This is a genomic window from Bacillus sp. AFS012607 (assembly GCF_002558005.1).
Lineage (GTDB): Bacteria > Bacillota > Bacilli > Bacillales > Bacillaceae_G > Bacillus_A > Bacillus_A thuringiensis_S.
Window position 1 is genome coordinate 68544 of record NZ_NTVM01000018.1, and the last position, 11858, is coordinate 80401.

An 11858-nucleotide genomic window follows, 5' to 3' on the forward strand; every position below is an offset into this window, starting at 1 on the left:
AATCAATATTCCATTTCTTGTTGTCTTGCAATACGTTGTTGTACAAGTTCATATTCCCTTTCTGCACGCCACTTTGTTAAATCATCATTTATTGCTGCTCCAATATTTCGAACATCTTTCTTACGTATTACCGGTGGTTTGTACTTAGAATAATTACTATACTCCCGCCTTTTTGCTGACCACCCCCTTTCATATTTCTTTTTTATCTGTTCATTTTTTTGCTGAAATTGATACAATGGATTTTCTTCATATGGTTTCTTTTTCTTTAATTCTTTAAGTAAGGAATTACCCATACGTTTATACATATCTTTCATTTGATTCCTAGCATAATCTTTATCTTCTCGTTCGGATTCCCCATATAGACCTTTTTGGAAACTAGATTCTTTTTCTACCGCTTCTTCATATTCTTTAAATAGTGGATTGTCTTTCATTAACAATCCTGTTAATTCATCAATTTTATTCCTAGTTTCTTTCGGCATTTTTTTACTTCCATATGTCCAATCTTTTTTATTACTAGGCAATCCATCATATATCTCTTGCAATAAAACAACCTCTCTATTTTGCTTCCTTTCTTTCGATCCTTGAAACTCTTCTTTTATTTCTTGTACTAACTCATTTCTTAAATTGGAGATACGACTTAATTCACTTGTACGATCTACTAGGGAATTCGCAAAGGTAGTTTTCATGTGATCTAACGTACTTTGTTTTCGTTTCCCTTTCGGTTCATAATAAGTTTTCCCGTTCACTACTTTTGTTACTAACTTTCTTCGATTCTCTTTTTCTACAGTACCAAAATGAATATGGATATGCTCTGTATTCCGATGAATGGATGCAAACCAGAATCCATTACTTTCTTCAATTTTTTCATCTTTAAATAGCTGATCCATCATTTTCTGGCTCGCATTTCGAATACGGTTTTCATCTAGGATATCTGTTTTAGGATCATATAATTTTTGTGTAATTAAAAAGTCTGTATCAAAAGAGATAACATCCTGGTAGTAAACACTTCCTTTATTTTGCGCCTTTCCAACTAACTCTTTTATATCCGTTAAATCATTTTGTGTAATTACATTTTTTTCTTTTGAAAAAACACCTGGTAAAATTTCTTTCACTTCTTTTTCTAATTCCTGATTATTTTCGTTACTATTAGGGGATAAATCCTCAATATGTTTATTTAGTAGATCCATTTCTTCTTTTTCTGTTTTATTGAGCTTCTTTTTACTTTCTAGTGCATACTTTCTTCCCATATAACTAACATACTTTTCAAAATCACTTGTCGTATTAAAGCTATCAGGGGAAGTTAAAAGTACTTGTGCTTCTGCTTCTTTTTTAGAAATTTCTTTTCTACCCTTGCTTGAATATGTACTTCCAGTTTCCATATCAAAAGAATCAATCGCATTTTCAAGACGATTTAATTCCTGTAACTCTGTATTTGTTAAAGTATGTCCATCCTTTAGAAGTGCCTTCCTTCTCGTACAATAGTCGATGTACGTTGTGAAGCTTTGTTTTTTAGGAATTGTATATTGTGACGTTAAAATAATACCTGGTGACTTTCCCATAACTCGTTACTCCTTTTTATCATTCCAATTCTTCAAGTCTATGTTCAGGTATTTGCCCCCACTCTATTTCTTCATTAATAAACTTTCCAAATCTCCAAATCTTTTTATGCGGTTTATCGTTAATTAATAGTATTTCTTCATTATCCTTAACCATTGGTAATCGTTTCTCTGTTATAGATGATGCTTTGATTTCTTTTTCTTCTTGTACTTTAGGTTCCCTTCTTGATTCCATTGGCTCACGTTTTGAAGTTCGGGAGAACTTCCCTTCCGATTTTCTAGTAACAGACGATGCAATTTTACTTTTCACTTCTTGTTGTAAATCTTCTATACTTAAATCACTACCTAATCGTGAAAGAAGTTCTATATTTAATTTAATTAACACATCATTTTGTATTTGCATCGCTTTCATTGATTGCACTATTTTTTTATTATCTTCTTTTAAAACTGATAGATCATCTATTCCTTTCCCTTTCCTCATTTTTTGATCTAGCAGCACAATTCCATGCCGTAAAGCATCTGCTTCAGTTGAATACTCAGGATACTGCTTCATAAAATCTTTAACTATATCTTTGTGGATTCTATTCCCACGAAAGCGAAACGTTTCCTCAAAAGCTACCCTAGCCATTCTTCATTCAACCCCTATCCATTCTGTCCTAGTATCTTAATTAATTCATTTGTAACATCTATATATTCTTGTAACTTATCCTCTTGCCTTTCCAAAGAAACAGAAACATTATTAACAGCTTCATCAAATTTATCTTCTTTATTTCTTTTATATTCTCTATCAAAGTGTTCTCTAAAAATTTCGTTAATGTATTCCCAACGATAGTAACGTCTTCCAAGTCTTTTACTTATTTGCTTACACCTTTCATCAATTTCCTTTATATGATTCGGATTAGCATTCCGAACATGAATTTCCATATTGTCACCTGCTTTACAATAAAAAAGAACCTAATTCATGTAGAATTAAGTTCTTTTTTATTTATCGATTATTCCACGTATCTAAATGCTAGATCACCTTTATCTTCTAGAAATCAGATAAAGGCTCTACCAAAAGAAAAGATTAAAAAAAGAGCATAAGGAAACCCTATCCCACTTTGAGGACAAAGTGGTGAAATAGGCTGTGCCTATTGGGTTTCTAAAGCTCTCTAACTGGGATGTCAAAAACGCACTTGTGGGGCGTTTTGAGTCCTTTTATCATCTATTTGTAGGTCTCTTTGAGACCTTTGTAGTACGTTTTGTGTCCGTTTAAAAAGTACCTTTTTATATAACTTTTTTCTTTTCATTCAACAGCTCAATTTTCTTTTCCTTCATTTTAATCTCTTCTTTAAATCCATCCATTTCCTTTTGATGATTCTTAATTTTTGATTCATTTGAGTTCATTGTATTTTTGGTTTTAAGTTTTTCATCTTCAGTTTGGTACTCCATTTCTTTTGTTAACTTATCATTTTTTATTTTTAATTGTTTAATAGCAGATTCTTTATCATGAATCTTCTGTTGCATTTCTTTAATTTCTTCCCTTATAGATTTTTGTGAGAATGCAAGATATTCTTTTTCGTAATAGATCTGCGATTCCTCTTTTAGATCCTCATTAATTAGTTTTTCCTTCTGTAAAATATAAGTTTTTAAACTTCTATCTTTTATATCATCTGCATCAGATTGTAATTCTGGATGAATGTATTCAGGCTTAACAATAGATGAAACTACACCGAAATCTTCAGGTATGTTCTCACTAATCACAACAATATAGTTATCACTAGCACGATAAATTTTTGTTTTCACATCATTTTCTTTTTGCTTAATGTATTTATTCTCTACTTTGTATTTCATGTTACTAAGAATCTGAGGGTCATTATCCGACTTTAATTCATAATCAATTCGCAACGTTTTATTTGTAGGATTGTATTCTTTTTTCACAACTGAAATCTTCACCATCGTTGATAGGCTTTGATATTCTCCCATTTTCATTTCCTCAAACTTATATGTTGCTCCGCTAAAGGCAGGCGAAATACATAGTACAAAAAACATTGCTACAAAACTTCCCAGGGTTAACATATATGCTCTTCTTTTCGTATTTGCAGGTTTTCTTTCTTCTTTTTTTGCTCCAAATTTTAAACGCATACTGCTGCTCCTTTCTTACTAAATACTTTCACTTGTACTCTTACTTCCTCATGAATATTTTCTAATTTATAGTTTGTATATTTCTTTTTCCCTCTATGATCCACGTCATATTCACGAACAATTAGCCAATCAAATTTATTACCAGGATTATAGTCAAACCAATCAATTGCTATTTCTTGATAATCATTTTTCCTCTTCCATAACTTAATGATTATATATTTTCCTTCTCTTGAATAATCATGATTCGGTTTTAATTCACTCAAAAGCATGACATATACCCCTTTCCTTTAGAATATTAGATTACACTTTTTTTAAAAAAGTAGATCCCCTGCATTACGTTTCCTTTCATACAGGGGATCTTTCATTTATTAATTTGACACTTATCTACTTAATCGGTATGGACTATAATCCACTACTTTAATTTCATTTCCTTGCTTCTCTAATGTAATTCTAATTAAGCTTTTAATCTTCGTTTGTTTGTTTTCTAGACCTTCAATTGTGTAATCTACATCAATTAAAACACTACATTTTTTTGAAATATCTCCATTCGAATCAACAAATAAAGCGGTTTGATTAATGGTAGATTTAAAATTTGGATCTCCTAAATCTTCTGTTTCAGGGGCTACCATATCTACAACTTTTTTATCCGTCATTTTTAATAAGTTGTCTCTTCTCTCGTTCTTATTTTTTACGGAGTAATTCAAATACGCTTGAATAAATTGTTTAGATACCTCTTTATATTGATTTTGCAAGTCTATTAAAGGATTTGTATTTTCTTTATTTGAATCAGCAGCATTCGTATTATTTTTCATGCTTACTTGTTCCATTTTTGCTTTCAATTCACCTATTGTTTTTTCCTTTTTGGCAATATCGACTTGATATTTTTTATCTTTCTTATCAAATTCCTTCATTGTGGTATAAATAAAAACCCCACTAAAAGCAACTGAAACACTTAGTAATCCTGATAAAATTTTTGAAGTCATATTCATTTATTACGCACCCATTTCTTTTTTATTTTGGAACTACTCTTCTAATTCCTGCATAGTATTTTTGCCATCCTGGTGATGTAAATTGGTGATATCCTATCCCTGCATTTTCAGAATCATACATTGTATTTGCATCAACATATATCCCTACATGGCTCACATGATCTGGCCCACCGTATGTTCCTTTGAAAAATACCAAATCACCAGGTTGTGCATCTTTCGGATCAACTTCTACAGTTGCATAGTATTGTTCTGATGCTGAACCATTTAAATTAACCCCTGCTGCCCTGAATGCCCAAGACGTTAATCCGCTACAATCAAATCCCTGCGCAGGAGTTTTACCGCCCCAAACATACGGGTTTCCGTTATATTTCAAAGCTTCATCCATTATTTTCTTAAAGGTTTCTGATCCAGTTACTGGTACAGTCCCTGGTGCAGTCCCATTATCAAAACTTAAATATTGCTTAACCATTTCTGCATAATAAAAGTTACCGCCATTTATATAGCGATAACCACCATTGTAAGCAACTGCTACAGCTTGACTATATCCAATTCTTGTTCCATTTTTATTTCCACCCGCAGGAGCAACAACTGTTAAAGAATAATAATCAGCAGTTTCTAAGGAGTGCGTTTTATTATTTAACGCTAACCAATGTACATAATTACGTCCAAAGTTATATGTTTGTACAATGGCTAATAAATCATTAATCCCTAACATTTTTGCATCATCAAATGCTCCCTTTAAATGCATAACACCATAATAAATAGAATCCTTTGGATTAGAAATTGTGTTCATTTTCCAACCTTGTGACTCACTTGACTGCATAATATCAGGTAGTTTTTCTGAAATACCATTACTCTCCACCATGATGATTGCTAACACATAAGGAACTAACTCAGGTACTCCTTGAGCTGCACATTCTTTTTCGACCATCTCTTTCCAGCGCATGACTTCTGGTGGTAAATTTTGTACCGATGCAGTACCACTTATACCACCACTAGAAGTACCCGTTGAGCTTGTCCCTCCTCCTAAAATCGCCGCACCTATAATAAATATCACCATTACCGCTGCAAAAATAGCTATTCCTGTAGATCCACTAAATAAACCAACTAACCATTTTAACCTCTTAACTTTTTTATATTTTTCTAGTAACGTTTCCTGTGTAGCTGCCATATTACTGACCACCTTTGAAACGTTCTAGTTGTTTTTGATCAGGATCAAACATTACATTATATGTCTCAGTTGAACTAACTTGTACAATTGCTTCTCCTCGTTTTAATTCAGGTAAAATTCGAAACTCTGATTCTGTTAAACTCTCACCTAGAACACTTTTTAAGGTTTCTAATACGGAGTTATCCATATTTAAAAATATCTTATATTGAGTTAATTCAAAGATCGCTTTCATGTCTGAAACATCCACATTACTTCCTGGTGGTGGTAACATTTCTTGTGGTGATTGTGTTGCAAAGAATATTCCTGCAACGAACTTACGCATTTCACGTTCAAATTCTAAAACATAATTATTAGCAAATTTATTTCGAGAATTTATAACATTATGGCACTCATCTAAAAACACCATAAAATATATAATATCTTCAATTGGTAAATTCTTTTCTTCTCGTAAATATTTCATTCTACGACCATTTTTTAATGCATGACTCCAAATTAAAGTTAATGCGGTAAATAATTGACAGTTAAAGATTGGTCTGTCTAATTTTGATATACCATCTATATCAAAGAATACAATTTGTTCATCTTCAAAGTTTTCAAGAGTTGTATGCCCATTAAACATATCTCCATACACATGAACCATATCATGTACTTGCATTTTAAGAGTTTCTAAATCTCTATGACGTTGTGGAGTAGCATCTTTTTCTAGTTCAACTTTATCCAAATGCGCAAGGAATTCTTCCATAATAGGATAACTAGTTGGTGGTAATCCTGTTATTTTAAACCGTTCTTTAGAACTAGATGGGATCAACTTACATTCGGTATAGAACTCTAAAAGATACCTACGAAACTCTTGTATAATCGTTTCAGTTACATCAACATTTAAGAAACGATACATATTTGTAAGCTTAGATAAATGTTGTAAGAATGATCCTCTTTCATCAACCGCACCTGTATTAGTAATTTTTGTTGCAAATACTTCTAAGGGATTTATCATCCCTGTTTCCACACCATCTTCACCTTGTGCCCCACTTAAATCAATTATCTTACCACCTTGTTGTTGAACAATCGTGTAATAATCTCGTGCTTTATCAAATCCACGAATAAAACAATCCTTTCCAAGTAGGCCCTCTAACAACTGTTTTAGTAATGTAGATTTACCTGCACCCATTTTCCCAAAAACAAAACCACTAAACGATGTTCTAGTACCTGTAGAGATAAATGGATCTAAAATAAATGCTCCACCAGTATTTGTTTGTCCTAAATAGATTCCTCTTGGATCTTTTAAATCTTGGTGATGAAACGGTATACCATATCCAATGTTTTCTGAAGGCAGCGGGTTACCACTTTTTGCTCCCAAGTATTCAATTTGTTGATCATAACTTGCAAACAATGTTTGCCACTCTTCTTTTTGTTTAAAAACATACACTTGTGCTTTATAGTTTTGACCTGCAATCTCTTTTTTCAAATCACCAATTCGCTTCTCTAATTGTTCTAAAACTGGATCATAAATAAAAATTCTTACTTTTACCAACTTAACTATTTCACCTTGTTGCGTTATAGCACGTGCAAACAACTTTAAATTTTCTAACTCCCAATTTGCATCATCACGATCAGTTGAACGACGTTCTGACGTCACACGATCTTTTAACTCAGTGATAGAACGGTTAATATCTGTAAGAACCTCTTGTTTATTAGCAGTCGCTACATCAAAACTTGATAGCGTGTCTTTATTGTTCATTAATGCTGTTAACCATAAAGGAGGAATTTCTTCTGCCAGAGAATAAACATTTAAACAAGCTACATAGCAATCTCCTTGAGCTATATATCTTTCATTAAATTTAATGCCCCCTTGCGGCTGCACCCTCTGAATAAATTCTAAATCATAACCCGCACTACGATATTTTTGTTGTTCTTTTTTTCCTAGTTTCACCATTAATATTTCTCCTCCTACATTTCCGAATTCATGTTTTGCAGCTTAAATATTAATTTTTCAACTTCTTTTGCCTTCATATTTTGCAAATCAAATTGCCTTCCACCGTAACGCTTCATATCTTTTACGTTCTTTATTAATTCTTTTTCGTTTTCCCCATAAACAACGATAAAGAAGGCCAATTCCTTTAAATTCTTTTCTACCCAAAGTACCCTATTTAGATTTTCAACTGCCAATGAATAACGTTGATACCATACTCGCTCTTCTTCATTAGTCAGCCCCTCTCTATTCATCCTTCCTTGAAATCGTATCGCCATGCGTTTCCAGTAAACTTGTTGTTCTGTTGTTTCTGTTGAATATGTTAAAGATAAAATTTTAAATGGTTCATGATAGACCCTACATAAACTAGTTAATTGGTTCATAAACCGCTTTAAATCCCCCTCATTCATTGATTCCAAGTCCGTTGTTTTCACCTTCAAGTAGACTTGCAAATTATCTTTACGATCCACTAAAATTCCCGTTTTTCGCTCAAGTCGTTTATAAGGAGCTACATCAACTATTGATGCATCCGTATTTTTAAAAGACGCAAAAATTGTTGAGATAAAACCTTGTTTTTCATCACCTTGTTCTGAATTTATCCGTTTCTTCTGATTCATTTTCTTGGGTTCAGCTACCGCAACTTTCATATTCATCTTTCCTTTCATGAGTTAAAAAAAAGAGAGTGCTATATAAGCACTCCCTATCACTCTTATTTCTTTTCCGTTTTACTACTGATTGTATTTACTTCAATTGGATGGTAATTTTTATTATCCATCTTCAACATATCTAAAATAACCATCATATTTCTATTTGTAGGACTGCTATGCGGTTTTATACACAAGAACAATCCAAATGTACCCATTATCACATAAAACATAATCCTTCCAAATCCACCAACCGGAAATAGATTCGGCATATAACTTGCTAAGAACAACATAAAACCAATTATTCCTGCATCAATGAGATAGAAAAAAGCTATTTTAATTTCTTGCTTTGTATTCTTTGGATTACGCATCATGTCTCATCACTCCCTTTGTTACGTCATGAATTTTATTTTTTCCCCTTATTGTTACAAGACTTATACTCTCTTATCATACTTTTAATAAATAGGTTCATAGTTTCAAACATTTTACTATCGTTTTCAATACGTTCTTGTATAAAAAGTGGGTACTTTTCAAACTTAGCGTAATATTGTTTTACTGGATGTTTCTCAGGATAATATTCAATATCATATTCATAAGCACGCAAACCATAATAATCACGCACACCTTTAGGATTCAAAATGTGCATGCATAAAAGTGATTTATAAATTATTTCCTTTGCTTCTACAGAATGAGTTAATTCATTAGCCAAATATTTTTCTGTATAACTCGGAAATTTGTGTACACAAAAATCAAATATTTCTTCTTCCTGTGTTGTAAATACCATCCTTTGTTTTCTTTTCCAACGTATAATTGCGTAAATAGTTCCTCTCACAAAGCAATATACCCATATTGCTATTTGTAAAATCCATACCCCCACAATTAATACAAATAAAATCCCAATAATCCATTTCACTAAAGTATGATCTAAAGACCATAAAAACCATTTCTTAATAAAGGGCTTGTCATATATTAGCCAACTTAATAAGGCAGGTTTTACTATAATGCGCAGTAAAGGATCAAATTCAAGAAAGATATGCTCTGAAGGATCTAATTGCATATCTCTCCAAAGCCCTCCATTATAAGCAATAAAACATATCATATATACTACAAATGAAAGTGTTGTTGTAAAGATAATTTGCATTACAAATTGATTATTTAATATTTCTATTAGGAACTCTTTCAATATTATCTACCTTCCGAATTATACTTTTATAATTTTAATTTTTTCATTCGGCTAATATATATTAGCCTTGCTTACTTAGGCATCTGTTCAAGTACTTCATCAATTAATCTCCAAAAATGTTGCATTGTGATTTTAAAATCAAATTTAATGCTCAGCTGCATTCCAGGTGATAAATTTTGAATTCCATTAAAGTAAGATCTAGCAAGATGATCCTCAGGTAATGTATTCAATAATTCTTCATAATTACCGAGTTCTTCATATCGTAAAATCGCATCTTTGTTTAAAATGTCATAACTAACTGCCAATGATAATACCGACTTGTATAATTTCATTCTTGCTGCAGCAAATAATGAATCTGTATTTTTCAATTCTTCTTTCTCATAAAGTTCATATAATTCTACACCTAAATCAAAGAACTCTTGTTGCTCACTGTTTAATTTCATTTCTTATTCTCCTTCCTAAAAGTTCTACCTAGAATTTCTAAGAGCCTTAAATCCCTCAAATAATATATATGTAATTAAGACTATGAGGTATAAACTACCTGAAACATCAATAATTTCTTGTCCACTTAATACATAATGTTCATTTTCTATTCCAAATAATTTTTCACTGAAAACAATTGTCTTGAAGGGAATATACTGCATAGCTCCTGAAAATTGTAATCCCCAAATAATCAAAAGGAGCATTAGGATGCGAAGATATACGCTAACTAACACTCTTGAAAATCTACCTAATATTTTTAGTCCATCATACAACGGTCGATATGAATGGTTTAATGACAGTTTCTTTCTACTTTCGAAATCTAGATCGTTCACTTCGAAAAATTTAAATGATTTTCGGGGCACTTCTATAATCCCTTGTTTAATGCAAATTTCTTTTGCTTTTCTCCACCCTAGTTTTTTTATCAAATATGAATCTGGATGAAAAACCTCTAACCACCATGATTTATTATTCATTAGAAGATGGTGTCCCCATAAATAAGCTAAATCTATAGCTTGTTCTTTTTCATTTAGATCAGTGAATTGGGGCACAATTAATGTATTAGAATTTCTTTCAACCCCATAACCCCTACACTTTTCTTCCAAATCATACATTCCCTTTAAATACCCAGCTGTAAATGGACGTATTAAAGAAAAAGAAAAACTTTCTTTTATTTCTATACCCTCTTCTACCATTAAACTTAATATTTTTTCTTTGGGTGATTGCATCTCTTTTTTCTGTGACAATTTCGTTCCACCTCTCTTTTTAAAAAATACGCCCCTCTTTCTTTTTCCACTTTAGTAATCTAAAAATCTGTTTAAAAAAAGTTGCGATCATGCTTAACACAATCGCAATTCCTAACATGCAGATAGCAAATAACCAATTATTCATTTTATTATCCCTTCTGCTTACCTTTTATTTTCGAACACTCTTTTGCCAACTTGTTATTTGAATATAGATTAAAAGAAAAATATATCAGAAGAAAAAAAGCAACGATGTAATGATATAACTGACTTAATTCAAAACGAATTTGAAAAGCTAAAATAGTAGTAGCAATTACAAATCCTGCTAGCGTTATTAAAATACTACATTTCAATTCTCTTTGTTTCATTTCAAAATAAAGTCTTCTTTTACTTGCAATATCAATCACTCTCACTAAAAATCCCTCCTCATCTTATTTTTGATTTAATCTGTTTGTGCGATTTCTAGAGCTTCCTCTTTGTCGTAATCCCGAACCCCTTCTTTCCTTCACATTAACATTCTCTTGAACATTCACATCACGTTGAACCGTTGTAGAATCTGCTCTCACATCTCTATTTACTGTTCCATTTCCTTTTACATTGTCCTGAACATTTACTTCACGCTGGACTGTTGTAGGGCTTACTTTCACATCCCCATTTACTGTTCCATTTCCTTTTACATTGTCCTGGACATTCACTTCACGCTGGACTGTTGTAGGGCCTGCTTTCACATCCCCATTTACTGTTCCATTTCCTTTTACATTGTCCTGGATATTCACTTCACGTTGGACTGTTGTAGGGCTTACTTTCACATCATTATTTACTGTTCCACTTCCTTTTACATTGTCCTGGACATTCACTTCACGCTGGACTGTTGTAGGGCCTGCTTTCACATCCCTATTTACTGTTCCATTTCCTTTTACATTGTCCTGGACATTTACTTCACGTTGGACTGTTGTAGGACTTGCTTTCACATCATTACTTGCTGCACCTGATCCACCT

Annotated in this window: 14 protein-coding genes and 1 pseudogene; all 15 read right to left on the reverse strand. The window is 32.2% G+C overall.

Annotation, left to right across the window (positions count from 1 at the left end; genetic code table 11):
- Positions 1 to 2 precede the first annotated feature (2 nt).
- Positions 3 to 1559, reverse strand: coding sequence for a MobP2 family relaxase (gene mobP2 / locus CN409_RS21310; protein ID WP_098217920.1), 1557 nt, complete (start codon positions 1557 to 1559; stop codon positions 3 to 5).
- 19 nt (positions 1560 to 1578) lie between these two features.
- Positions 1579 to 2184, reverse strand: coding sequence for a hypothetical protein (locus CN409_RS21315; protein ID WP_098217922.1), 606 nt, complete (start codon positions 2182 to 2184; stop codon positions 1579 to 1581).
- 14 nt (positions 2185 to 2198) lie between these two features.
- On the reverse strand, positions 2199 to 2480 hold the full coding sequence (locus tag CN409_RS21320) for a hypothetical protein (protein WP_098217923.1): 282 nt from the start codon (positions 2478 to 2480) through the stop codon (positions 2199 to 2201).
- 342 nt (positions 2481 to 2822) lie between these two features.
- Positions 2823 to 3680: a hypothetical protein gene (locus CN409_RS21325; protein ID WP_086421737.1), complete on the reverse strand. Its 858-nt coding sequence runs from the start codon at positions 3678 to 3680 to the stop codon at positions 2823 to 2825.
- Positions 3671 to 3949 carry a DUF5513 family protein gene (locus CN409_RS21330; RefSeq protein WP_098217925.1) on the reverse strand — a complete coding sequence of 93 codons (279 nt, stop codon included), beginning with the start codon at positions 3947 to 3949 and terminating at the stop codon, positions 3671 to 3673. The genes CN409_RS21325 and CN409_RS21330 overlap by 10 nt, the downstream gene beginning before the upstream one ends.
- Before the next feature lie 111 nt (positions 3950 to 4060).
- Positions 4061 to 4669, reverse strand: a complete 609-nt coding sequence (locus tag CN409_RS21335; protein ID WP_098217927.1) for a hypothetical protein — start codon at positions 4667 to 4669, stop codon at positions 4061 to 4063.
- A 22-nt stretch (positions 4670 to 4691) separates the two neighbouring features.
- On the reverse strand, positions 4692 to 5840 hold the full coding sequence (locus CN409_RS21340; protein ID WP_098217928.1) for a bifunctional lytic transglycosylase/C40 family peptidase: 1149 nt from the start codon (positions 5838 to 5840) through the stop codon (positions 4692 to 4694).
- Position 5841: 1 nt separating this feature from the next.
- Positions 5842 to 7773 carry a VirB4 family type IV secretion system protein gene (locus CN409_RS21345; protein WP_098217930.1) on the reverse strand — a complete coding sequence of 644 codons (1932 nt, stop codon included), beginning with the start codon at positions 7771 to 7773 and terminating at the stop codon, positions 5842 to 5844.
- Between the two features lie 14 nt (positions 7774 to 7787).
- Positions 7788 to 8456 (reverse strand): hypothetical protein, encoded by a 669-nt coding sequence (locus tag CN409_RS21350; RefSeq protein WP_141527728.1) that lies wholly within the window; start codon positions 8454 to 8456, stop codon positions 7788 to 7790.
- Positions 8457 to 8518: 62 nt separating this feature from the next.
- The gene (locus CN409_RS21355) at positions 8519 to 8827 is read right to left on the reverse strand and encodes a DUF5592 family protein (protein WP_042596227.1); all 309 of its coding nucleotides are present in this window, start codon (positions 8825 to 8827) and stop codon (positions 8519 to 8521) included.
- A gap of 32 nt (positions 8828 to 8859) precedes the next feature.
- Complete coding sequence (locus CN409_RS21360) at positions 8860 to 9636, reverse strand: hypothetical protein (protein ID WP_061664022.1); 777 nt, start codon at positions 9634 to 9636, stop codon at positions 8860 to 8862.
- Between the two features lie 71 nt (positions 9637 to 9707).
- A complete protein-coding gene (locus CN409_RS21365; RefSeq protein WP_087876233.1) occupies positions 9708 to 10079 on the reverse strand; it encodes a hypothetical protein in 372 nt (123 codons plus the stop codon).
- 24 nt (positions 10080 to 10103) lie between these two features.
- Positions 10104 to 10862 carry a hypothetical protein gene (locus CN409_RS21370; RefSeq protein WP_098217932.1) on the reverse strand — a complete coding sequence of 253 codons (759 nt, stop codon included), beginning with the start codon at positions 10860 to 10862 and terminating at the stop codon, positions 10104 to 10106.
- Between the two features lie 149 nt (positions 10863 to 11011).
- Complete coding sequence (locus CN409_RS21380) at positions 11012 to 11272, reverse strand: hypothetical protein (protein ID WP_087876231.1); 261 nt, start codon at positions 11270 to 11272, stop codon at positions 11012 to 11014.
- A gap of 18 nt (positions 11273 to 11290) precedes the next feature.
- Positions 11291 to 11858, reverse strand: a pseudogene (locus CN409_RS21385) (pLS20_p028 family conjugation system transmembrane protein); the annotation flags it as partial.

Bases quoted from the DNA above. Each gene is read 5' to 3' on its own strand.
- CN409_RS21355 (WP_042596227.1), bottom strand. From the start codon at position 8,827: ATGATGCGTAATCCAAAGAATACAAAGCAAGAAATTAAAATAGCTTTT.
- CN409_RS21345 (WP_098217930.1), bottom strand. From the start codon at position 7,773: ATGGTGAAACTAGGAAAAAAAGAACAACAAAAATATCGTAGTGCGGGT.
- CN409_RS21350 (WP_141527728.1), bottom strand. From the start codon at position 8,456: ATGAAAGTTGCGGTAGCTGAACCCAAGAAAATGAATCAGAAGAAACGG.
- CN409_RS21340 (WP_098217928.1), bottom strand. From the start codon at position 5,840: ATGGCAGCTACACAGGAAACGTTACTAGAAAAATATAAAAAAGTTAAG.
- CN409_RS21320 (WP_098217923.1), bottom strand. From the start codon at position 2,480: ATGGAAATTCATGTTCGGAATGCTAATCCGAATCATATAAAGGAAATT.
- CN409_RS21330 (WP_098217925.1), bottom strand. From the start codon at position 3,949: ATGCTTTTGAGTGAATTAAAACCGAATCATGATTATTCAAGAGAAGGA.
- mobP2 (WP_098217920.1), bottom strand. From the start codon at position 1,559: ATGGGAAAGTCACCAGGTATTATTTTAACGTCACAATATACAATTCCT.
- CN409_RS21365 (WP_087876233.1), bottom strand. From the start codon at position 10,079: ATGAAATTAAACAGTGAGCAACAAGAGTTCTTTGATTTAGGTGTAGAA.
- CN409_RS21315 (WP_098217922.1), bottom strand. From the start codon at position 2,184: ATGGCTAGGGTAGCTTTTGAGGAAACGTTTCGCTTTCGTGGGAATAGA.
- CN409_RS21335 (WP_098217927.1), bottom strand. From the start codon at position 4,669: ATGAATATGACTTCAAAAATTTTATCAGGATTACTAAGTGTTTCAGTT.
- CN409_RS21325 (WP_086421737.1), bottom strand. From the start codon at position 3,680: ATGCGTTTAAAATTTGGAGCAAAAAAAGAAGAAAGAAAACCTGCAAAT.